Genomic DNA, 23,662 nt, shown 5'->3' on the forward strand with positions numbered 1-23,662 from the left:
CGCGCCGTCCAACCTTATAGTGGGTTCAAACCCGCGACACGGGCGGCAATCGCCCGCGCGACAATCAACAGGGAAACGCCTCGTCATCCGCCCGCCGGCGGGGCCGCGTTTCCAGGGAGGACATGATGGCGCTGCCCGCTCTCTTGAAGGATTCGCTCGCGCTGCCCGTGGTGGGCTCGCCGCTCTTCATCGTCTCCGGACCAGAGCTGGTGATCGCCCAGTGCAAGGCGGGCGTCGTCGGATCCTTCCCCGCGCTCAATGCCCGTCCGGTCGCGAAGTTCGACGAATGGCTGAGCCGCATCGAGGACGAGCTCGGCCAATACAAATCGCTCAATCCGGGCAGGAAGGTCGCGCCCTACGCGGTCAACCAGATCTGCCACGCCTCCAACGACCGCCTGATGAAAGACATGGAGACCTGCGTGAAACATCGCGTCCCCATCATCATCACCTCGCTGCGGCCGCCGGCCGAGATCGTCGAGGCCGCGCATTCCTACGGCGGGCTGGTGTTCCACGACGTCATCAACGTCAAGCATGCGCGGAAAGCGGCCGAGCACGGCGTCGACGGCCTGATCCTGGTCTGCGCGGGCGCCGGCGGGCATGCCGGAACGCTGTCGCCCTTCGCGCTGGTGCGCGAGGTCAAGCAATGGTTCAAGGGCACGATCCTGCTGTCAGGCGCGATCAGCGACGGCTTCGGCATTGCCTCCGCGCTGACGCTGGGCGCCGACCTCGCCTATATCGGCACGCGCTTCATCGCGACCAGGGAAGCCAACGCCGACGAAGCCTACAAGGCCGCGCTGACGCAGCATGCCGCGCACGACATCGTCTACACCAACCTGTTCACCGGCGTGCACGGCAACTATCTCGGCCCCTCCATCGCCGCCGCGGGACTCGATCCGGGCAATCTGCCGGTGGCCGACAAGACGAAGATGAATTTCGGCTCCGGCGGCAACACGAAATCAAAGGCCTGGCGCGACATCTGGGGTTCGGGCCAGGGCATCGGCCAGATCACCGACGCGCCGCCCGTGGCCGACCTGGTCGACCGGATGAAGGCGGAGTTCGATCAGGCCCGCCAGGATTTCCTGCTCCGCGCCAGCGCCTGACGTCTCGGACTGACAAGAAAAAACGGGAGGACACCATGAAGCTCGCAGCCGCATTGATCGGCATGTCGTTGCTGACGCTCGGCGCCGCCAGCGCCCACGCCGAGGGCAGCGCCGAGATCCGCATCGGGCAGACCCTGCCCTATAGCGGCCCGGCCTCCGGCTTCGGCGCGATCGGGCGGACACAGGAAGCGTTCTTCGAGAAGATCAATGCCGAAGGCGGCATCAGCGGCCGCAAGGTCAAGTTCATCACGCTGGACGACGCCTATTCGCCGCCGAAGACGGTCGAGCAGACCCGCAAGCTGGTCGAGCAGGACGAGGTGCTGATGATGTTCGGCTCGCTCGGCACCGCCACCAACAGCGCCGTGCAGCGCTATCTCAACGCCAAGAAGGTGCCGCAGCTGTTCGTGCTCTCGGGCGCCACAAAATGGGCCGAGCCGCAGAAGAATCCGTGGACGATGCCGGGGATGGCGGCCTACGAATCCGAGGGCGTGGTCTATGCCAAATACATTCTGCAGACCAAGCCCGACGCCAGGATCGCGATCCTGGCGCAGAACGACGATTTCGGTCGCGACTATGTCGCAGGCTTCAAGCGCGCACTCGGAGCCAAGGCGGCCAGCATGATCATCGCGGAGCAGACCTACGAGACCAGCGCGCCGACGATCAGCTCGCAGCTCTCGACCCTGAAGGCCTCGGGCGCCAACGTGCTGTTCGGCGTCGTGCTCGGAAAGTTCACCTCGCAGATGGTCAAGGGCGTGGCCGAGATCGGCTGGAAGCCCGAGCTGTTCTTCGTGCCGACCTCGGCTTCGTCGATTTCGTTCCTGGAGCCCGCCGGGCTCGACAACGCGGTCGGCCTGATCTCGTCGAGCAACCAGAAGGACACGATGGACCCGCAATGGGCCAACGATCCCGGCGTGAGGGAGTATTTTGCCTTCATGAAGCAATACATGCCGAACGCCGACCTTTCCAACTCCAACTACGCGGCCGGCTATCACTACGCGACGCTGCTGATGACGGTGCTGAAGGCGTGCAAGGATGATGTCAGCCGCGACAACATCATGCGCCAGGCGGCCTCGCTGAAGGAGGTGAAGCTGCCGCTGCTGCTGCCGGGAATATCGGTTACGACCGGTCCCGACGATTATCTGCCGTTCCAGCAGCTTCAGCTCCGCCGCTTCAACGGCAAGAGCTGGGTCGGCTTCGGCGACGTGCTGGACGATCGCTAGGCTCGCGCGGGAAGGACACGCCATGATCATCAGCGGCGAGCGCCGGATCAGCTATGACGAGATCCAGTCACGCATCAGGCGGGCGGCGAGCGGATTCCGCGCCCTGGGCCTTGCCGAGGCCGCGCCGGTTGCGATGATGCTGCGCAACGACTTCGCCCTGTTCGAGGTGGTTGCGGCCTCTGCCGCCCTCGGCAGCCCGGTGGTGCCGATCAACTGGCATCTCAAGGCCGAGGAGGTCCGCTACATCCTGACCGACAGCGGCGCGAAGATCCTGGTCTGCCACGCCGACCTGCTGCCGCAGATTCGTGACGGCGTGCCGGAGGACGTCCGTCTTCTTGTGGTCCAGACGCCGCCCGAACTGGCGACAACGTTCGCCGTGCCCGCCGCGCTGACGCAAATCCCCGCCGGACTGACCGATTGGGACCGCTGGCGCGACGGCCAAGTGGAAGCTCAGGAACCGCCGCGCCGGGCCGCGGCGATGATCTACACGTCGGGCACGACCGGGATGCCGAAGGGCGTGCGGCGCATGCCGATGCAGCCGGAACAGGCCGCCGCCTCCGAACGCGTCGGCGCCATCGCCTATGGCATCAAGCCACGGGACAACCAAATCGTGCTGATCAACGGGCCGATGTACCACTCGGCGCCGCATTCCTACGGCATGATGGCGTTTCGCAATAGCTGTACCATCATCCTCCAGCCGCGGTTCGATGCGGAGGAGCTGCTGGCGCTGATCGAGCGTCACCGCGTGACGCACATCCACATGGTCCCCACCATGTTCGTGCGGCTGCTGCGGCTGCCCGAGACCGTCAGGCGCCGCTACGACCTGTCGTCGCTGCGCTTCGTCGTGCACGGCGCTGCGCCCTGCCCGCCCGAGGTGAAGAAGGCGATGATCGATTGGTGGGGGCCGGTCATCAACGAGTATTTCGGCTCGACCGAGACCGGGATCCCGGTGTGGCACTCTGCCGAGGAGGCGCTGAAGAAGCCCGGCACCGTCGGCCGCGCCATCGAAGGCGGCATCGTCAGGATATTCCGCGACGACGGCAGCCCGTGCAAGGCCAACGAGGTCGGCGAAATCTACATGCGTCAGACAGCGGTGCCCGATTTCGATTATCACGGCAAGGCGCAGGCGCGCGCCGAGGCCGGGCGCGACGGCCTCGTCAGCGTCGGCGACGTCGGCTATCTCGACGAGGACGGCTATCTGTTCCTGTGCGACCGCAAGCGCGACATGGTGATATCGGGTGGCGTCAACATCTATCCCGCCGAGATCGAGAACGCGCTGATCGGCATGCCCGGCGTACGCGATTGCGCCGTGTTCGGCATTCCCGACCCGGAATATGGCGAGCGGCTCTGTGCCTGCATCGAGCCCGACACCGGCGAGCAGCTCTCCGCTGCCGCAGTGCAGGCCTTTCTGCGCGAGCGGCTGGCGAACTTCAAGGTGCCGAAGGAGATCCGGTTCCTGGATGCGCTGCCCCGGGAGGCGACCGGAAAGATCTTCAAACGCAAGCTGCGCGATCCCTATTGGACCGGCCGCGGTCCGGGCGGCGCTTAAACCTTCACCGGCCGGCGTCCCGCGCGCGAGTGGAGGGCCAGGCCATATTCCGCCCGAGCAGGGCTGCATGCCTGCCTCGCTCGGGTCGGCAGCTTTTTGCGGGCAAGGAAACCGTATAGCGTTCGATTCAGAGGAAACGCCGCGAAAGACGGCCAAGAGGTCGCGCATGCTCGACAAGATCAAGGATCTATCCGCCTGCGCCCAGGCCTGGCTCGATGAATTCGAGCGCGCGCTGGGCAGGCCCGATCCCGCCACGCTGGACCGCCTCTTCCTCGCCGACAGCTTTTGGCGCGACGTGCTGGCGCTGAGCTGGAACCTGCAAACGATCGCCGGCCGCGAGACGATTGCGCTAGCGCTGACCGCGCTCGCGCCCCAGGCGGCACCGACCAGCTTCAAGATCGCGCCGAACCGCGCGCCGCCGCGCTGGGTGACACGCGCCGGTACCAATACCATCGAAGCGATCTTCAATTTCGAAACGGCGTTCGGGCGTGGCAGCGGCATCATCAGGCTCATTCCCGATGGCGCTGACGGCGACCGCCTGAAGGCCTGGACATTGCTCACCGCGCTCGACGAGCTCAAGGGATTCGAGGAGCAACTCGGCACGTCGAGGCCGCGCGGCCAGGCCTATTCGCGCGATTTCCGCGGGCCTAACTGGCTCGATTTGCGCAACGCCTCGCGCGACTACGCCGATCGCGATCCGGCCGTGCTGGTGGTCGGCGGCGGCCAGGCCGGGCTCGCGATCGCAGCACGGCTGAAGCAGCTCAAGGTCGACGCGCTGATCGTCGATCGCGAGACGAGGATCGGCGACAATTGGCGCAAGCGTTATCATGCGCTCACCCTGCACAACCAGGTGCAGGTCAATCACCTGCCCTACATGCCGTTCCCGCCGAACTGGCCGACCTATATCCCCAAGGACAAGCTCGCCAACTGGTTCGAGGCCTACGTCGATGCCATGGAGCTGAACTTCTGGACCGGCACCGAATTCGCAGGCGGCGCCTATGACGAGGCGAAGGGACGCTGGACGGTCACACTGTGCCGTACCGACGGCAGCAAGCGGACCATGCATCCGCGTCATGTCATCATGGCAACCGGCGTCAGCGGCATCGCCAATATTCCGGCCATTCCGACGCTCGACAATTTCAAGGGAACGCTGCTGCATTCCAGCCGCTACGAGGATGGCGAGAGCTGGACCGGCAAGCGCGCGATCGTCATCGGCACCGGCAACAGCGGCCACGACATCGCGCAGGACCTTCATTCCAGCGGCGCCGAGGTGACGCTGGTGCAGCGTTCGCCGACGCTGGTCACCAATATCGAGCCGTCGGCGCAGCTCGCTTATGCGACCTACAACGAAGGCACGCTCGAGGACAATGATTTGATCGCGGCCTCGATGCCGACGCCGCTGGCGAAGAAGACGCACGTGATGCTGACCGAGCAATCGAAGCAGCTCGACAAGGAGCTGCTGGACGGCCTCTCCCACGTCGGCTTCAAGCTCGACTTCGGCGAGGCCGGCACCGGCTGGCAGTTCAAATACCTCACCCGCGGCGGCGGCTATTATTTCAACGTCGGCTGCTCCAACCTGGTCGTCGAGGGCGCGATCAAGCTCAGGCAGTTCTCCGACATCGAGGGTTTCGTCGAGGAGGGCGCACGGATGAAGGACGGCACGCTCCTTCCCGCCGATCTCATCGTGCTCTCGACCGGCTACAAGCCGCAGGAATATCTGGTGCGAAAACTGTTCGGCGAGGCCATCGCCGACCGCGTCGGGCCGATCTGGGGCTTTGGCGATGGTCTTGAGCTGCGCAACATGTACGCGCGCACCAGGCAGCCCGGGCTCTGGTTCATCGCCGGCAGCCTCGCCCAATGCCGGATCAACTCGAAATATCTCGCGCTGCAGATCAAGGCGATCGAGAAAGGGATTTTGGGGCGAATATAGCCGTCATTCCGGGGCGCGCGTAGCGCGAGCCCGGAATGACAAGAGGAGAGATCAATGCCAGCCATTCTCGGCAGCGGCGAGCACCGCTACCGCGTCGTCGACAATTTCGCGAAACTGCCCGACGGCTGGCAGCTCACCGACGTCGCCTCCGTCGCGGTCGACAGCAAGGATCGTGTCTACGTCTTCAACCGCGGCGCTCACCCGATGGTGGTGCTCGACCGCGAGGGCAATTTCCTGCGCAGTTGGGGCGAAGGGCTGTTCTCGCGAGCACACGGGCTGCATATCGACGCCGACGACAATCTCTACTGCACCGATGACGGCGACCATACCGTGCGCAAATGCACCACGGACGGCAAGGTGCTGCTGACGATCGGCATCCCCGAGAAACCGGCGCCGTTCATGAGCGGCGAGCCCTTCCACCGCTGCACCCACACCGCGCTGTCGCCGAAGGGCGAGATCTACGTCTCCGACGGCTATGGCAATGCGCGCGTGCACAAGTTCACGCCGGACGGCAAGCTGCTCAAGAGCTGGGGCGAGCCGGGCACAGATCCCGGCCAGTTCAACATCGTGCACAATATTGCCACCGACGCCGACGGCTGGGTCTATGTCGCCGACCGCGAGAACCACCGGGTGCAGGTGTTCGATGGCGAGGGCAAATACGAGACGCAGTGGAACAACCTTCACCGCCCCTGCGCGCTGTGCTGCTGCGGAGGGGCCAAGAGCCCGACCTTCGTGATCGGCGAGCTCGGCCCGGGCCTCGCCATCAACCGCAATGTGCCCAATCTCGGCCCGCGGCTGTCGATCGTGGACGCCAAGGGCAAGCGCATCGCGCGCCTCGGCGGCGAGGAAGGGCCGGGTGTTGCGAGCGGAAAGTTCCTGGCGCCCCACGGCATCGCGCTGGATTCCAGGGGCGACATCTATGTCGGCGAGGTCGGCGTGACCAACTGGGACACCAGCTTTCCCGACGAGGAGATGCCGGCGGCGGTGCGCGCGACGCGGTGCTTGCAGAAGCTGGAGCGGGTACGGGAGTAGCTTCCGCAGCAGACCACCAGCCGCTGGTCACGGCGGTTCCTAGCCAGCCGCGTACCTCCTCCAAAACGCGGCTTTTTGAGCACTTTCGCCACCCCGGCGCCGCATTGCTTGCACCTGAATAAGTCGCTCAACGGGCTTCACAATCCCGTCACGCTGCATGTAGTATGTCAGTACATGCTGCTTCGCAGCGTATATTGGAGGCCGGGAGCGTTACTTGAACGCACATGTCTCGCAAGGCAGTTGGCCGGTGTTGGTGCTGAATGCGGACTTCCGGCCGCTGAGTTACTACCCGCTGTCTCTTTGGTCGTGGCAGGACGCGATCAAGGCGGTGTTCCTCGATCGCGTCAACATCGTCGCACATTACGATCAGGCGGTTCATAGCCCCACGCTGCAAATGCAGCTGCCGAGCGTCGTCTCGCTCAAATCCTTCGTCAAGCCGACCACCCATCCGGCCTTCACCCGGTTCAACGTTTTCCTGCGCGACCGTTTCGCCTGCCAGTATTGCGGCTCGCCCGAAGACTTGACCTTCGATCACATCATCCCGCGCAGCAAAGGCGGCCAGACCACCTGGGAGAACGTGGTCGCGGCATGCTCGCCGTGTAACCTGCGCAAAGGCAATCTCACGCCGGTGCAGGCAAAAATGTTTCCGCGCCAGCACGCCTTCGCCCCGACCGTGCACCAGCTTCACCGCAACGGCCGCCTGTTCCCGCCGAACTATCTGCACGATAGTTGGCTCGACTATCTGTACTGGGATACGGAGCTGGATCCGTAGGGTGTGGTCTCACGCCCCGATTGCATTCCGTGCCACCACGTCGCGATAGAACGCCGCGCTCAGCTTCGGCAGCCTTGCCTGGGTCTCGAAATCGACCCGGTAGAGGCCGAAGCGCTTGCCGTAGCCGAAGATCCACTCGAAATTGTCCATCAGGCTCCAGAGGAAGTAGCCGCGGATCGGCACGCCCTCGGCGGTCGCGCGCTGCATCTGGGACAGATAGTTGCGCAGGAACATGATGCGGTCGAGGTCGTAGACCTGGCCGTCGGCAGCGATCTTGTCCTCGCACGAGGTGCCGTTCTCGCTGATATAGATATTCTCGATGTTCCAGATCTTTGCCGCAAGGCGCGGCGCCCAGTAGATCACTTCGGGGCCGATCCGCAGCCATTCCGAATTCATGTGCGGGAACGAGGTGGGGAACGGCAGCACGTGGAAGCCGGGCGCGCGGTCGGAAGCCGTGACGTAATACTGCGGCGCGTAAATGTTGAGGCCGACGAAATCGTTCGGCGTGCCGATGATCTTCAGTTGCTCGGCGGTGAATTTCGGCGCATCCGCGCCGGCATAGGCCAAAAAGCCCTCGGTGTATTTGCCCTCCAGCACCACGCCGAGGAAGCCGGCGTTGAGCTCGCGCGTCGCGATCTCGGCGGCGTGGATGTTTTCCAGCGTCGCGATCGCCGGCACGCAGGCGGCGATGTTCTCGGCCGGGCCGACGCGGGTGCCGGCGCGGCCGGAGGCGCGGATCGCCTGCACGGCAAGCCCGTGCGCCAAGGCGACGTGATGGCGCGCCTGATTGAGCTGCGCGGTCGGCAGCTTGAGACCGGGCGCATCGATGCCCCAGCCATAGCCGAAATTCACGAAACGCCCGACCTCGTTCACGGTGAAGATATTCTTCACCCGATCGGTCAGACGCGCGGCGACATGCGCAGCGTAATCGGCAAAAGCCTTCGAGGTGTCGCTCGACGACCAGCCGCCGACGCGGTCCTGGAGCGCCTGCGGCAGGTCCCAATGATAGAGCGTGGCATATGGTTCGATGCCGTTCGCGAGCAGCTCGTCGACGAGACGGTCGTAGAAATCGAGCCCCTTGGGGTTGGGCTGGCCAAAGCCTTCCGGAAACACGCGCGGCCATGCGATCGAGAAACGGTAGGCCCTGACGCCGAGCGCCTTGATCAGCGCGACGTCCTCCTTGTAGCGGTGATAGTGCTCGTTGGCGCGGTCGCCGGTCGAGCCGTCCTCGATGTTGCCGGGGATGTGGCTGAAAATATCCCAGATCGACTTTCCGCGACCGTCCTCATCGACCGCGCCTTCGATCTGGTAGGACGAGGTCGCCGTGCCCCACAAAAAATCCTTCGGAAACGGCGCCGGCAGGTGGCGGTCGGTCGATGCGGACTTTTCATTCTCCGCGGCCCGGACACCTGCGGCTACGCCCAGCGCGGCGAGGCCCGTGAGCTTGGCAAAACGGCGCCGCGAGACATCGGCTGGCATCGCTATCTCCGTGCCAGCTCCAGATCGATCTGATAGACGGAAATCCGGTCGATCTCGAACGCGACGCTCGCTGGCGATTCCGCATCGACCTGACTGACGCCCGGAAAAAACTTCGACCCGATCGCCAGATTGACGATCATGTACATGGGATCATCGAAGCCGATCGGCACCTTGATGTCGGAGACCGGCCTGCGGTCGATGAAATAGACCAACCGATCCTCCTGCCACAGCACACCGTAATTGTGGAATACGCTCGAGGCGTCGCCGACCGCGAAATCGAAGCCGCAGGATTGGATCTTCTGGGTCGAGGGGATCCGCCAATGCGTCGTCATCACCAGATCTCCCGGCCGTTCGCCGCGGCCTTCCAGCACGTCGACCTCCGGCGGCCAGCCGCCGTCGTCCGCCAGCATCCAGAACGCCGGCCACACTGCGTGGCCGACCGGCACCTTGGCGCGAATTTCGAAATAGCCGTGCTTCTGGGCGAATGTGCCCTGGGTCGTCAGGATGCCCGAGATGTACTCGTTGTTGAACAGCACCGGCTTCAATTCCGGCGGGGTGCGGCTGGCGATGATCGATAGCACGCCATCCTTCACCCTGAACGGATCGAGCCCGAGCGGCGCGGCCGCGCGGCCCGCATAGCGCGGGTCGACGTAGATCTGCTGCTCGCCATTGGCGCTGGTCTTGCGCTTGAAGTCGGAGCCGTCGCCGCCCCAATATCGCGCCTCCGGCCACGCCGCGCCGCCGGCATAATGCGGGACCCAACGTCCCGTCGACAGCGGATGCTCGTCGAAATCCTCGCTGAAAGTCCGGCGCAGCGGCAGGAACACCAGCGAAGCCGGATTGACCGTATCGAGCCGGCGACACGCGATGGTGGAAGGATCGGTCGTGACTTGCAGCGACATGCTCGCCGGCGCGCCATCGAGCTCATCCTGCGCCATACAAGGCGCGGTCAGCACGCCGAGGCCGATCGTAACCAGAGTGCCCCTCGTCCAACGGTCGATCATCACCGCACTCGAAGCTGCCACGACATGCGCAGAGGTTAGCTTATCCGTCTTCGCGGGGGCAACCGCGGCATCCAGCGCCGGCGGGCGATTTGAAAACCATTTCTCGCCTCCGCTCCGGGGCCATCGGGCGCTGGGAACCCGAAGCGTCCACGCCCGTTCAGAGTCAACGCCATGCGCTCGCATGCACGTTCCATCGAGCGCGTTTGTCCGCTGCAAGATGACACAAGGGAAGACCCATGGCCGCAACCGAGAGTGATCATGTCTACAAGATCCTGGACCTCGTCGGATCGTCCGAAACCTCGATCGAGGACGCGATCAAGAACGCGATCAGCCGCGCCTCCAAGACCATCCGCGAGATGAAATGGTTCGAGGTGGTGCAGACGCGCGGCCACATCGAGAACGGCGCCGTGCGCCATTATCAGGTGACGCTGCGCGTCGGTTTCACGCTTGAGGGATGACGCGGCGGGCAGCAGACGGAACTGTCGCACTGCGGTAGCGTGGCTCCGCCGACGAGCCCTGGCGACATCGGCAATCCTTCCGGTTGATTACGGACCCCGCACAATCATCGCGGATTTTGCAATAGGCCGTTAAGGCGAAAGTGAGAGGTTTGCCCCAATTTGGAGCAAGCCCGATGGTCACCAGCCGCGAACTCGGCAAGGCGCGTCTTCCGCTCTGGGCGGCGGGCTTTGTTGCGCTGATTTGCGTGACGATCCTCGGCTTGAGCGCCTGGCGCGAATGGGAAGCTCGCAATGTCGACCTCAGGAACGCCGAGATCGACGTCGCCAACCTCGCACATTCACTGATCCAGCACGCGGACGATACGTTCGAGCTTGCCGATACGCTCCTGGTCGGGCTGGTCCACCGGCTCGAACTCGACGGAACCGGCCCCGACACCATCACAAAGCTCCAGGCCTATCTGCCGACACGCAAATCATCGGATCGCATTCGCGGCATCTTCGTCTATGACGCGACGGGCCGGTGGCTTGCCACGACCGAGCGCCTCGACTTCTCCAAGCTCAACAACAGCGACCGGGAGTATTTCCAGCGCCATCGCGCCTCCCCGGAAACGGGCACGCTGATCGGACCGCCCGTCAAGAGCCGCTCCGGGGGCCAGTGGATCATCACGGCGTCCCGTCGGATCAACGATCACGACGGCGGCTTCGCCGGCGTTGCCCTGCTCACCATCGACGTCAGCTATTTCGTCAAATTCTACGAGCGGTTCGACGTCGGGCCGAACGGCTCGGTATCGCTGCTCAACAATGGCGGCATCATGCTGGCACGCAGCCGAGACGAGAGCGGCGCCTTCGTTGGACGCGACCTGTCCAATGCGCCCTTGTTCAAAAGCTGGCAAAGCCGCCCCGCCGAAGCGGTCTATTATTTCAAGTCGCCGCTCGATGGCGTGCAGCGCCTGAGCTACTACCAGCGCAGCAGCCGCTATCCCCTGATGGTGCTGGCGAGCAAGTCCCGGGACGACGTGCTGGCTCCCTGGCGACGCGCCGCCGCCACGCGCTTCACCTTCGTCGTCGGCCTCGTCCTGCTGATCGCGGTGATCGGCTCCTACCTGGTCCGTCAGCTTTGGCAGCGGCAGCGCATGGCGCAGGCCCTGGTCGCCAAGGAGGCCAATTTCCGCCTGCTGGCCGAGCAATCCAGCGACATGGTGACCCGGATCGGGCTGGATAACCGGCTGCTCTACGTCTCTCCGTCATGCGTGCGCATCACCGGCTGGACCGCCGAGGAACTGCTGAACTCGTCGGCCCTGGCCGGCATTCACGCCGACGACATGGAACGGGTCGAGCAGGCCATCACGGCACTGAAGAACGGCGAGGCCGAGGAAGCGCGGTTCGTCTATCGCCAGCGTCATCGCGAAAAAGGGGAGATCTGGGCGGAGGCGGCGCTGCACGTGACGGTGGCATCGGACAGCGGCGCGATCGACGGCGTCGTCGCGGTCGTGCGCGACATAACCGAGCAGAAGGATCTTCAGGACAAGCTCGCTTCGCTTGCGAGGACGGACGGCCTCACCGGCCTTGCCAACCGGCGCGCATTCGACGAACGCCTCACTGAGGAATGGGCGCGCGCCCGGCGCGACGGCACGCAGCTTTCGCTCCTGCTGATCGACGTCGATCATTTCAAGAAATTCAACGACCATTACGGGCATCTGGCGGGCGACGGGTGCCTGCGCGCGCTGGGCCGGATCCTGTCCGCCCAGGCCAGGCGCCCCGCCGACCTCGCGGCGCGCTACGGCGGCGAGGAATTCGCCGTGTTGTTGCCGAACACCGGCTCGGATGGCTGCGTGGAGGTCGCAGAAGCGGTCCGCCAGGCGCTGCACGATCTTGCCATGCTGCATGCGCAAAATCCGCCCTCCCGGCTGGTCACGGTCAGCGTCGGCGCCGCAACCGGGGTTCCGTCCCTGACCTCCACGGACTTCAGCACGCTGGTCGCTGCGGCTGACCGTGCGCTCTATGCCGCGAAAGACAGCGGCCGCGATCGGCTGGTGATGTCCGGACAGGTCGTGCCCTGGCCCGCGAAGACCGCGTGACGGGACCCACCGCTCACCAATTGTAGCGAACGCTGCCCTTGCCGGCGTAGCTGCGGGTGACGCTGGAGAACTCGCCTTCGAACGTGGCCGCCCCCGACCAGCCGTTCAGCCATTTCATCTCGACCGATGCCGTCGTGAGCGCGGCGTCGCGGGCCTGCGCTGCGCCGTTGACGACGAAGCTTGCGACCGGCAAAGCCTGAAAGGTTGCGGCGGCCGCACGATCGGGATTGAAATCATGCGCCCAGGCGACACGGCCGCGCAGTGCCAACACGCCGGCCAGCGTGGCGAACGACTTGTCGGTACGCAGGCCGAGCTCGCTGCGGCTGTCGGTCACGCTCTTCGCGGCGTAGTTCAAGGCGAATGCCGATGAGCCGGAGACGACGTGTTCGGCATAGGCTGGCAGGTCGAGCGTCGTGAACTGCATCGCCCCATAAGGCGTGAGGCCGATCCCGCCGATCCATGCCCCGACCAGGCGGTAGCCGCCTTCGAGACGACCGGAATACGCGTTGGCGTCGAATGCGGCGCGCAGGCGGTCTGTGCCAGCGACCGTCACGGTGCGATCGGTGGTGATGTTCTGCCAGCCATAGGCCAGCGCGGCGGAGACGTAGGCCGCGCCGTTCGCATGGTAAAGATAGGCGCCGGCCTGGAACAGGTCGGAGCGACCGGAGCCGAGACCGTTCACGCCGAAGCTGGTGCCACCGCCGGCAAGCGCGAAGCCGAGCTTCGTGTTCGGCGCGAGCCAATAGTCCGCGCCGACCGCCGTGCCGGCGATGCGGCTCGTCATGTCGTTCGAACCATCCGTCGCACGGCCGTCGGTCGATTGCGATCCGCCGAAGCCGGCAGCCCACACGCTCCAACGCCGCGCAAATCCCTGCGCCGGAGCCTTGCCGAACATGGCGAACGCGTCGGTGCGCTTGCGTGCGGCATAGGCGCTTGCCTGAACATCTTCGGCAAGTCCAGCCGCACCGTTCGCAGGATCCGGCCCGCCCTCGCGCTGCGCGAAGGGGTCGGTGAGCAGGCCCATGAACTGGCTCATCGCGCTGATCGTCGTCTGCTGCGCTGCCGTGCCTTGTTCGCCCGAGGCTTGCGTCAAGCCGGCCGCCGTCATGCTGCCATAGATCAGCGGAATGCCGCCGTTGACGTCGAAGGAATTGACCAATGCGTTCGCCACCGCCTGCTGATTGCCGTTCAGGCCGGAATTCGGCGGCGGCACGAAGGCGAGCGACAGGTTGAGATAGGCATTGTTTGCGTCGTAGCTGAGATCGGTCTTGAAGTTCGCCGGGAGATTGCTGCTGGCAACGGCCGAGGCAAAGCTACCGGAGAGACCGCCGCCCGCGCTGAGGATGGTGTATTTCTTCTCGATATAGCTGCCGGCTGCAAACACCGCGCTCACGGTAGCCCCGCCCAGCGTCGCGCTGCCCGTGACGTTCGCATGGGACGCCGTCGACGGATTGACCTGGACCTGATAGATCGCGCCCGATTGCAGGGCGAGATCGCCGACGATGCTCGTGACGCTGCCGGGCGTGCCGTTGCCGGGCGCGAACGTGCCGCCGCCGGCAATCGCCACCAACAGCGGATCGATCGTGCCCGATCCCATCAGCACGCCACCGGCATTCACGGTGACTGAAGAGGTGCCGGTGATCGTTCCTTCGACGTCGAGCACACCGCCATTCACGGCCGTGGCTCCGGTGTAGCCGTTGTTGCCGAGCAACATGGTGAAGCCGGCCGTGGTCGTCAGGCTCGCGGTCCCGCCGATGCCGTTGAGGACGCCTCCGATGGAGGTAATGGGCGCGTTCAGGTTGCCGTTGCGGATCGTGCCGCCGTTAAGGCCGACCGCGCCCTGGGTCTGCGTCGTGCCGCCCAGATCGAGTGTGGCACCGCTGTTGACCGTGGTCGTCCCGCCGACGTCGCCCAGCGTGCCGGCGCCGCTCAGGGCCAGCGTGCCGCCGTTGACGAAGGTGCCGCCGCTGTAGGTGTTGGCGCCGGACAGCGTCAGCGTGCCCAACCCCATTTTGGTCAGGGCTCCCGTGTTGATGATCTGTCCTGATAACGTCGCATTGAAGCCGTTGGTGTCGATCGTGCCGCCGCCGGCCAGCAGCGAGATTGTCCGCGCGGTGCTGAAAGCCCCCGTGAACCGCAGCGCGCCGCCGTTGAAGTTGACGTATTGCCCGAAGCTCAGTGCCGAGAGCGCGGCATCGCTGCCCGCCGCGACCGCCCCACCCGCCGCAACGATGACGTTCGGCCCGATGAAGGCGGTCCCGGCATTGCCGTTGTCCGCGATCGGCATGGTGACGGAGGAGAGGATCGTGTTGGTGGCCGTATCCATCACGTAATAGCCATGGCCTGTCGTGATGTAGGCCCGGCTGCCGTCGGGCGTCACGGTCACTCCGATGCTGAAGCCGGACAAGGTCACGCTCGCCGTGACAGTGTTCGTCACGGCATTGATCACCACGAGTTGGTTGGACTGCGTCGCCACATAGATCCGCGACCCGTCCGGGCTGGCCGCGACGCTCAGGGGCAGTCCGGAGACCGAAACCGTCGTAACCACCGATTGCGATACCGCATCGATCACCGAGACGCTGCCACTGCTTTGATTGGCCACGTAGATCCGGCTTCCGTCCGGAGACATCGTGATGCCGGAGGGGGAGCTTCCCGCCGCGACCGTGCCGATGACGGTTTTCGACGCGGCGTCGATGATCGAAATGTTCGCGGAGCCCTGGTTGGCGACATAGGCCCGGGTCCCGTCCGGCGAAACGACGACGCCGAAAGGGGCTACTCCCACCGCGATGGGTGAGCCGACCACGAGATTGGTCGCGGTGGAAATCACCGTGACCGAACCGGCCGAGGAGGACGTCACGTAGAGGCTCGAGCCATCCGGACTGAGCGCCAATCCCGCCGTCAATCCGGCGACGGGTATGGTCGCGACGACCGTCCGGCCAGCGACGTCGATGACCTCCACCGCGCCGGACATGGCAACGACATAGGCGAAGCGGCCATCGGCCGAAAACACCGCGCTGTGAGGATATGCGCTCGTTCCGATCGGGGACCCGATCGGAGCGTTGCTCAGCGTGCCGAACTCGATCACCTGCCCCGGTGTGCTGTTGATCGCGGTCCAGATGCCGTAATTGTCGATCTGCGCCCGGCTGGCGGAGGTCGAGCCGAGATACGGCAAAGCCAGGATGACGAACATGCCGCAACCTCTCACTGTCCGGCGACGACGGCAGCTGCGCGGACGTCGTTGCCAACGACCAGCGCGCAAAATTCCCATTGACCCCACGCGACAACCCCATTCCGACGGCGCAGCCCCGCATGGCGCGCTCGCATTCCAGAGACGGGAGAATCTCTAACAGGGCGGCAGACCGGACGATGTGCCCAGCGTCTCAGCGCGACAAAATCCAAGTAAACCTCTCGATGGTTGCAAATACACAATCGCACAATCTATCTCGACCTCGCTTGCGCACCGATTTCCGAATGGCTACATCCAGACCCGACATTGGCTTGCCGCCGATCTCGAGAAATCAGTTGCATGCGGTCTTCCGCATCGCGAGGGGATGTGGACGGGACTGCGTTGAACGGAAGCACGGCGGCGGACATTCCCGGGCGCGGTCCGGAGGCGCTCGCGCAGTTGCGGGCCATGACGGTCGACATTTGTGAGGTCATTCCGCGGACCGCGGAGGGCGACTTCCATGTCACTACGGTGACGAGGATGACCCGCAACGCCCTGCTGATCGACACGCGTGCCACCGACCAGGACTATGACCGCACGCCCGCGCACGTCGCCCGCGGCGTCATGGATCATTTTCAGATCACCCTCTGCGTCGAGGGCGAGATGCAGTTCAGCTCGGGCCGGCGCGAGGTCACGCTGCGGCCCGGCGACATCGTTCTGATCGACATGGCGCAGCCAAACCGGACCGCGCTGCGCGCCGCGGGCAGCCGCACCCATCTGATGTCGATCGTGCTGCAACGCGCGATGCTGGCGCCGCGGCTCGCCCATCCGGATGCGGCGACGGCAACCCTGCTGCCGTCGGATCACCCTCATGCACGCCTGCTCGCCAGCCACTACGCCGCGCTTGCCCTGCCGTCCGAGCCCGGCACGGACACCGCGACCGGCCATGCCGAAGCCACGGTCGAGGCGATCGCCGATCTCGTGGCGGCCGCTGCCGGCGGGACGGCGGAGATCGTCGCGGGCCTCGAGCGCGCCGAGCGGCACCTCTACCTCACGATGATCAAGCGCCGCATCGCGAACAATCTCGAAACCGATGCGCTCACCAGCGAAGAGCTCTGCCGCCACTTCCAGATCTCGCGCGCGACCCTCTACCGGATGTTCGAGGCCGAGGGCGGGCTTGCGCATTATGTGCGGGAGCAGCGGCTCAATCTCGCGTTTCGGCGCTTGATATCACCATCCGCGCAGGACGGCCGTCTGATCGAGCTCGCCGTCGACATGCGCTTCAGCAGCGATTCCACCTTCATCCGCGCGTTCCGTCGCAAGTTCGGCCTGACGCCGGGCGAATTGAGGGAATTGGCCGACACGTGGCTGCGCGAGACCGGAGCGGTGCCGGCCGTCGACACGGTGCTGCATCAACTGGCGCGGCGGCGCGCATCGCAGCCCTAGCCAGCACCTGATTTGTCGCCCGCGTTCCGGCGCGATATGACTCACGCCAGGGCCGGATGTTCGGCCAATGCGCGAGCGTCGCCGTGACTGATGCCATCAAGCTTGTCCTCTTCGACATGGACAATGTCCTCTGCGACTACGACAGGGCGACGCGCGTCGCCTATCTGGCGGAGCTTGCGGGGACCAGCAGCGAAGCCGTTCACAACGCGATCTGGGACAGCGGATTCGAGCTGCTCGGCGATTCCGGCGCGCTCGAGGCCGCCGACTATTTGCGGGGCTTTGGTGAACGCATCGGCTATCCCCTCTCGCTCGATGAATGGGTGGAGGCCCGGCGTCGTTCGATGCAGGCCGATCGCGCGATGCTGGACGTTGCCGGCAGCCTGCGAAACACCGTCGATATCGCCGTCCTGACCAACAATACCACGCTGGTTGCCGACCACATCGACACGCTGCTGCCGGAATTGCGCCCGCTGTTCGGCGCCCGGATCTACACCTCGGCGCAATTCAAGACCGCCAAGCCGGACCCGCACTGCTATCGCCTCTGCCTCTCGGAGCTCGGCTTGAGGCCGCAGACCGTCCTGTTCGTCGACGATCTCGCAGCCAACGTCGCCGGCGCGCGAGAGGCGGGCTTGTTCGCGCATCAGCACACGTCCGTGGAGACCTTCAGGCAGGCTTTGTCGGAGTACGGCCTGCTTCCCTGATGAATGTGCGTAGGGTGGGCAAAGGCGCGACAGCGCCGTGCCCACGTCTTCAGAATCGTGGGCACGCTTCGCTTTGCCCACCCTACGTGTTCATCGCACTACGCCAGATGACACGCCACGAAATGCCCGCCCGCCCCTTCCTTCAGCACGGGCGCGCTTTCCGCGCAGCGCGGCTGGGCGATCGGGCAGCGGGTGTGGAAGTGACAGCCCGACGGCGGCTTCATCGGGCTCGGCACGTCGCCCTTGAGGCGGATGCGCTCGCGCTTGAGCTTTGGATCGGGCACCGGCACCGCCGACAACAACGCCCTGGTGTAGGGATGCTGCGGGTTGCGGTAGAGATCGCTCGCTTTCGCCAGCTCGACGATCCGGCCGAGATACATCACCGCGACGCGGTCGGAGATGTGCTCGACCACCGAGAGGTCGTGCGCGACGAAGAGATAGGTGAGGTTCAACTCGGCCTGGAGGTCTTCCAGCAGATTGATGACCTGGGCCTGGATCGACACGTCGAGCGCCGAGACCGGCTCGTCGCAGACGATCAGCTTCGGCTCGACCGCGAGCGCGCGCGCGATCACGATGCGCTGGCGCTGGCCGCCGGAGAATTCGTGCGGATAGCGCCGCATGTGCTCGGCCTTGAGCCCGACCTTGACCAGCAGGCCCGCGACGCGCTCCTCGCGCTCCTTGGCGGAGGTCGCAAGGTTATGGATGGTGAAGGCCTCGCCGAGGATCGCGCCGACCGTCATGCGCGGATTGAGCGAGGCGAACGGATCCTGGAACACCAGCTGCATGTTGCGCCGCATCGCGCGCAGATCGTTGCCGCCGAGGCTGCGCACGTCCTGGCCGTCGAAAGTGACCTCACCGTCGGTCGGCTCGATCAGGCGCAGCACGCAGCGTCCCGTCGTCGACTTGCCGCAGCCGGATTCACCGACGAGACCGAGCGTCTCGCCGCGATTGACCGAGAACGACACGCCGTCGACCGCATAGACGGTGCCAACCTGGCGCGACAGCAGGCCACCGAGCACGGGGAAATGCTTCTTCAGATTGGAGACTTGCAGCAAGGGTTCGCTCATGCCGCACCTCCCAGATTTGTATCGCCGAGATGACAGGCCATGCGATGGCCGGGTGCGATCTCGCGCAGCAGCGGCTCCTTCTCGGTGCAGACGTTCATGGCGAACTTGCAGCGTGGCGCAAAGCGGCAGCCGACCGGCGGATTGATCAGGATCGGCACCGAGCCGCCGATCGCCTCGAGCCGCGTCTTGTGCTCGCTGTCGAGATCGATGCGCGGGATCGAGCGAATCAACCCTTGCGTATAGGGATGGCCGGGATTGCCGAAGAGATCATCGACCGGCGCTTCTTCGACCACCTTGCCGGCATACATCACGACGACGCGCTGCGCGGTTTCGGCGACGACGCCCATGGCATGGGTGATCAGCATCACCGCCATGCCGAAGCGCTCCTTCATGTCCTGGAGCAGGTCCAGGATCTGGGCCTGGATGGTCACGTCGAGCGCGGTGGTGGGCTCGTCGGCGATGATCAGCTTCGGCTTGCAGGCGAGCGCCATCGCGATCATCACTCGCTGGCGCATGCCACCGGAGAACTGGTGCGGATAATTGTGCACGCGGCCTTCGGCGTTGGGGATCTGCACCAGCTTCAGCATCTCGATGGTGCGATCGAGCGCCTGCTTCCTGGTCACGGCCTCGTGGCGGCGCAGGCTCTCGGCGATCTGCTCGCCGACGGTGAGCACCGGGTTGAGCGAGGTCATCGGCTCCTGGAAGATGAAGCCGATCTCCTTGGCCCTGATCTCGTCGAGCTCGTTGCTGGTCAGCGGCACGAGATCGCGACCCTCGAAGATGATCTGACCCGCCGCGATGCGGCCCGGCGGCATCGCGATCAGCTTCAGGATCGACATCGCGGTGACGGTCTTGCCGCAGCCGGATTCGCCGACCACGCAGAGCGTCTCGCCCCGGTTGATGGAGATGTCGACGCCGTCGACGGCCTGGAGGATGCCGTCGTCCGTGGAGAAGTGGGTCTTCAGTCCCTTGATCTCGAGCAGCGGCGCCATCAGATCACCCGTCGCGCATCGAGTGCGTCACGCAGGCCGTCGCCGATGAAGTTGATGGCGACCACCGCGATGAAGATCGCGCCACCCGGAAACAGCGCCCAGTGCGGGCCGATATCGAGAAAGTCCTTTGCGTCATACAGCAGCCGGCCCCAGGTCGGCGTGTCGGGCGGGAAGCCGAGGCCGAGGAAGGACAGCGTCGATTCCGCGATGATGGCGGCGGCGACGTCGATGGTGCCGGCGATGATCACCGGACCGAGCGCATTGGGCAGGATGTGACGTACCACCTGCCGCACCGGGCTCGCCCCGAGCGCCCGCGCGGCCTCGACGAACTCCTTCTCGCGGATCGACAGGAACTGGGCGCGCACGAGCCGCGCCACCGGCATCCAGCGCAGGCCGCCGATCACGAGCACGATCAGGATGAAGATACCGCCCTCCGGACCGAACGCGGCCTTCAGACCGTCGCGGAAGAGATAGATCAGCAGCAGCAGCAGCGGCAATTGCGGCAGCGACAGGAACAGATCGGTCAGCCACATCAGCCCGTGGCCGAGCGCACCGCGCGACATGCCGGCGAGCGCGCCGATCAGCACACCGACGAAGACCGAGACCAGCATCGCGGCGAGGCCGACCGCGAGCGAGATGCGCCCGCCATAGATCATGCGGGCGAGGATGTCCTGCCCGAGATCGTCGGTGCCGAAGGGATGCGCCGGCGAGGGCCCCTGCATGCCTGCGACGATGTCGATGTCGTCGATCTTGACGCGCCAGATGAAGGGGCCGAGCACCACCGCCAGGATCAGAACGAGCAGCAGGAACGCGCTGACCACGGCAAGCTTGTGGCGGCTGTAGCGCCGCCACGTCTCGCGCCAGGGCGAGTAGACGCGCCGCTCAGCGGAGGGAGATGCGAGGGTCAAGCCAGCCATAAAGCACGTCCGCGATGAGATTGAACAGCACGACCAGACACGCAAAGACGAAGGTGACGGCCATCACCACCGGCGTGTCGTTGGAAAGGATGGAGGAGATCAGCAGCGAGCCGATGCCCGGAATACGGAAGATCTGCTCGGTGACGATGGCGCCGCCGAACACCGCGGGCATTTGCAGCGCGATCAACGTCACGACCGGAATCATGGCGTTGCGCATGACATGCTTGACGATGACCTTGGCCTGCCCGAGCCCCTTGGCGCGGGCGGTGGTGACATAGTCGAGCCGGATCACATCCAGCATCGCCGAGCGCACGAAACGCGTCATCGACGCCGCCTGGAACAGGCCGAGCACCGCCACCGGCATGATCGCCTGACGGATCATCTCCAGCACCCAGTGGATGCCGGTGCCCTTGATGTCGGTGGTGTAGACGAAAGGCAGCCAGTCCAGCGTGACCGAGAAGATCAGGATGAACAGGATGCCGGTGAAGAAGGTCGGCAGCGAGAAGCCGACGAACGCGAGTGTGTTGGCGATCTGGTCGAACAGCGAATAGGGCTTCGTGGCGGCATAGACGCCGACCGGAATCGCGATCAGCAGCGCCAGGATCTGCGCCGAGCCGATCACGTAGAGCGTGGCCGGCAGGCGCTGCAGGATGAGCGTGTCGACGTTCATCCGGCTGACGAAGGAGAAGCCCCAGTCGCCGTGCAGCATGGCGTTGAGCCAGTGCAGGTAACGAAGGTGGATCGGATCGTCGAGGCCGAACTTGGCCCGGAGCGCCGCCTGTACCTCGGGCGGCACGTTCGGGTTGGTCGCCAGCTCGGAGAACGGATCGCCGGGCGCGAGCGCGAGCACGACGAACAGCACGACCGAGATTCCGAGCAGGCTCGGAATCGCGATCATCAGGCGACGCAGGACGTATTGGCTCATGAGGGAAGGCCCCGTCTAGAGTTGGGGGATCATTCCTCGCGGTACCAGTCGAACAGATTGTCGGTTTCGTTGGCCCAGCCGGACACGACCGGGCGCAGATTGTTGGCCGCTGCCTCGACCTTGAGGCGATGCTGCACCGGGATGAACACGGTGTCCTGGTACATCAGGTCGTTGGCCTTGATGTAGAGCGCGGCGCGCTTGACCGGATCCATCTCGCCGTCCGCAGCCTGGATGGTTGCGTCATATTCCTTGTTGACCCAGCGCGGGAAGTTGGTGCCCTGCCACTTGTTCTCCTTGGTGGCGACGAGGGTCGAGAGATAGCGACGCATGTGCTGCGACGGATCGGGCTGGCTCAGCGGGATCTGGAACATCTCCATGTCGGCGTAGAATTTGGAATAGGTATCGGGATTGCCGACATCGGACGAGAAGAACACGGAGGCGACGACCGATTTCAATTCGACGTCGATGCCCGCCTTCTGGCAGGCCTGCTTGACGATTGCCTGGGTCTTCTGGCGCGGACCGTTGATCGAGGTCTGGTAGAGCAGCTTCAGCTTCTTGCCGTCCTTCTCGCGGATGCCGTCGGCGCCCGGCTTCCAGCCGGCCTCGTCGAGGATCTTCGAGGCCTTCTCGATGCTGAACTCCCACGAGGTGTTCTTGGAGACGAACTTTTCGGGACCGTTGAGGAAGTTGGCCGTGGTGCGGCCGGCGCGACCATAGATCGCCTTCTTGACCGACTCGCGATCGATCAGCAGCGAGAGCGCCTTGCGCACCGCCGGATCCGAGAACAGCGGGTGCTTGGTCTTGATCGAGGAGCGTTCGCCATCGACCTCGGTGTTGGGATCGGTGAAGTTCAGCGCGATGAACTCGGTGTCGCCACCGACCGCATAGACGGTCTTGCCCTTGCCGCCCTTCTCCAGGCGCAACAGCACGTCGTCCTCGACCTGGATGTTCCAGCCGAAATCGTATTCGCCGGTCTGGATCACCGCCCGCGCGGCCGAGACGGCGTCGCCGCCGCCCTTCATCTCGACCGAGTCGAAATAGGGGCGGCTCGGCATGTGATAATCGGGGTTGAGCACGCCGCGGACGAGGTCGCCCGGCTTGAACTCGACGAACTTGTAGGGGCCGGTACCGACCGGCGAGAGGTTGGTCGGCGCCTCCCGCGATTTGGACCCCATATAGTCCTTGAACAGATGTTTCGGGATAATGGTGTTGGGCGCACCGACGAAGGCGTCGGCCCAGAACGGCGTCGGCTTGTTGAAGAGGATGCGGACCGTGAGGTCATCCACTTTCTCCACCGTGATGTCGCGGAGCGTCGCGATCGTCAGCGCGGAGGTCGCGGGATCCTTGGCGTATTCCCAGTTGAATACGACGTCGTCGGCAGTGAACGGCGCGCCGTCATGCCATTTAACGCCGGGCTTGAGCTTCCAGGTCACCGACTTGCCGTCGGCGGCCAGGCCGCCGTTCTGGATCGAGGGAATTTCGGCGGCGAGAACCAGCTTCATGTTGCCGTCGGGATCCCAACAGGCCAGCGGCTCGTAGAACAAGCGCGCACCGTCCTGGTCCTTGGTGCCGGTGGCGAAATGCGGATTGAGCAAGGTCGGGCCCTGCCACCACAGCAGCTTCAGCGCACCACCGCCGCCACGCTTGGTCGGCTTGTAGGTCGAGGCGCCCTCGGCCATGGCGACGCCGCCGAGCGCGAGGATCTGGTTGGCCAGCGGGGCAGTGAGACCGACCGCGGCCATGCGCGTGATGAAGGCGCGGCGATCCATCCGTCCGTCCTTCACCTGGCCGATCATCGAACGCAGTTCTTTATCCAGCATGGTTGT

Annotated in this window: 18 protein-coding genes; 10 read left to right on the top strand and 8 right to left on the bottom strand. The window is 65.0% G+C overall.

Translation table 11 applies throughout. The features are described from left to right. The first annotated feature begins 125 nt into the window (after window positions 1–125). From BM190_RS14525 to BM190_RS14550, 6 genes are all read left to right on the top strand, one after another. The gene (locus BM190_RS14525) at window positions 126–1,100 is read left to right on the top strand and encodes an NAD(P)H-dependent flavin oxidoreductase (protein WP_092255969.1); all 975 of its coding nucleotides are present in this window, start codon (window positions 126–128) and stop codon (window positions 1,098–1,100) included. A gap of 35 nt (window positions 1,101–1,135) precedes the next feature. Next, the gene (locus BM190_RS14530; RefSeq protein WP_092255706.1) at window positions 1,136–2,320 is read left to right on the top strand and encodes an ABC transporter substrate-binding protein; all 1,185 of its coding nucleotides are present in this window, start codon (window positions 1,136–1,138) and stop codon (window positions 2,318–2,320) included. A gap of 22 nt (window positions 2,321–2,342) precedes the next feature. Then, window positions 2,343–3,869, top strand: coding sequence for an acyl-CoA synthetase (locus BM190_RS14535; RefSeq protein ID WP_092255708.1), 1,527 nt, complete (start codon window positions 2,343–2,345; stop codon window positions 3,867–3,869). A gap of 166 nt (window positions 3,870–4,035) precedes the next feature. Next, entirely contained in the window at window positions 4,036–5,799 is a 1,764-nt protein-coding gene (locus tag BM190_RS14540; protein WP_143109041.1) for a flavin-containing monooxygenase, read from the top strand. 54 nt (window positions 5,800–5,853) lie between these two features. Beyond that, window positions 5,854–6,831 carry a peptidyl-alpha-hydroxyglycine alpha-amidating lyase family protein gene (locus tag BM190_RS14545; protein WP_092255974.1) on the top strand — a complete coding sequence of 326 codons (978 nt, stop codon included), beginning with the start codon at window positions 5,854–5,856 and terminating at the stop codon, window positions 6,829–6,831. Between the two features lie 214 nt (window positions 6,832–7,045). After that, complete coding sequence (locus BM190_RS14550; protein WP_018316280.1) at window positions 7,046–7,603, top strand: HNH endonuclease; 558 nt, start codon at window positions 7,046–7,048, stop codon at window positions 7,601–7,603. Window positions 7,604–7,612: 9 nt separating this feature from the next. On the opposite strand, the gene BM190_RS14555 is transcribed toward BM190_RS14550, so the two are convergent. Next, window positions 7,613–9,082 (bottom strand): GH1 family beta-glucosidase, encoded by a 1,470-nt coding sequence (locus BM190_RS14555; RefSeq protein ID WP_092255711.1) that lies wholly within the window; start codon window positions 9,080–9,082, stop codon window positions 7,613–7,615. A 2-nt stretch (window positions 9,083–9,084) separates the two neighbouring features. Continuing rightward, window positions 9,085–10,086: a glycoside hydrolase family 16 protein gene (locus BM190_RS14560; protein WP_092255714.1), complete on the bottom strand. Its 1,002-nt coding sequence runs from the start codon at window positions 10,084–10,086 to the stop codon at window positions 9,085–9,087. A 236-nt stretch (window positions 10,087–10,322) separates the two neighbouring features. Here BM190_RS14560 and BM190_RS14565 point away from each other — a divergent pair, with 236 nt between their 5' ends. Together BM190_RS14565 and BM190_RS14570 are read left to right on the top strand one after the other, a co-directional pair. After that, window positions 10,323–10,544, top strand: a complete 222-nt coding sequence (locus tag BM190_RS14565; RefSeq protein WP_018316283.1) for a dodecin — start codon at window positions 10,323–10,325, stop codon at window positions 10,542–10,544. A gap of 173 nt (window positions 10,545–10,717) precedes the next feature. Further along, complete coding sequence (locus BM190_RS14570; RefSeq protein WP_092255716.1) at window positions 10,718–12,622, top strand: sensor domain-containing diguanylate cyclase; 1,905 nt, start codon at window positions 10,718–10,720, stop codon at window positions 12,620–12,622. Between the two features lie 13 nt (window positions 12,623–12,635). Here BM190_RS14570 and BM190_RS14575 read toward each other — a convergent pair whose 3' ends face one another. Beyond that, window positions 12,636–15,812: an autotransporter domain-containing protein gene (locus tag BM190_RS14575; RefSeq protein ID WP_177237075.1), complete on the bottom strand. Its 3,177-nt coding sequence runs from the start codon at window positions 15,810–15,812 to the stop codon at window positions 12,636–12,638. Between the two features lie 378 nt (window positions 15,813–16,190). On the opposite strand from BM190_RS14575, the gene BM190_RS14580 reads away from it, so the two are divergent. After that, the gene (locus BM190_RS14580; protein WP_092255719.1) at window positions 16,191–17,234 is read left to right on the top strand and encodes a helix-turn-helix domain-containing protein; all 1,044 of its coding nucleotides are present in this window, start codon (window positions 16,191–16,193) and stop codon (window positions 17,232–17,234) included. 56 nt (window positions 17,235–17,290) lie between these two features. Next, window positions 17,291–17,935: an HAD family hydrolase gene (locus BM190_RS14585; protein ID WP_092255722.1), complete on the top strand. Its 645-nt coding sequence runs from the start codon at window positions 17,291–17,293 to the stop codon at window positions 17,933–17,935. Between the two features lie 98 nt (window positions 17,936–18,033). Here BM190_RS14585 and BM190_RS14590 read toward each other — a convergent pair whose 3' ends face one another. The 5 genes from BM190_RS14590 to BM190_RS14610 are packed head-to-tail and all read right to left on the bottom strand — an operon-like array spanning window position 18,034 to window position 23,656. After that, window positions 18,034–19,002, bottom strand: coding sequence for an ABC transporter ATP-binding protein (locus BM190_RS14590; RefSeq protein WP_018316287.1), 969 nt, complete (start codon window positions 19,000–19,002; stop codon window positions 18,034–18,036). After that, window positions 18,999–19,994, bottom strand: a complete 996-nt coding sequence (locus BM190_RS14595; RefSeq protein ID WP_092255726.1) for an ABC transporter ATP-binding protein — start codon at window positions 19,992–19,994, stop codon at window positions 18,999–19,001. Before BM190_RS14595 ends, BM190_RS14590 begins: the two co-directional genes overlap by 4 nt. Then, a complete protein-coding gene (locus BM190_RS14600; RefSeq protein ID WP_018316289.1) occupies window positions 19,994–20,911 on the bottom strand; it encodes an ABC transporter permease in 918 nt (305 codons plus the stop codon). Before BM190_RS14600 ends, BM190_RS14595 begins: the two co-directional genes overlap by 1 nt. Then, window positions 20,877–21,836 (bottom strand): ABC transporter permease, encoded by a 960-nt coding sequence (locus BM190_RS14605; protein ID WP_018316290.1) that lies wholly within the window; start codon window positions 21,834–21,836, stop codon window positions 20,877–20,879. The genes BM190_RS14600 and BM190_RS14605 overlap by 35 nt, the downstream gene beginning before the upstream one ends. 29 nt (window positions 21,837–21,865) lie before the next feature. Beyond that, complete coding sequence (locus tag BM190_RS14610) at window positions 21,866–23,656, bottom strand: peptide ABC transporter substrate-binding protein (protein ID WP_092255729.1); 1,791 nt, start codon at window positions 23,654–23,656, stop codon at window positions 21,866–21,868. Window positions 23,657–23,662 lie beyond the last annotated feature (6 nt).

The organism is Bradyrhizobium sp. Rc3b, from assembly GCF_900114915.1.
Lineage (GTDB): Bacteria > Pseudomonadota > Alphaproteobacteria > Rhizobiales > Xanthobacteraceae > Bradyrhizobium.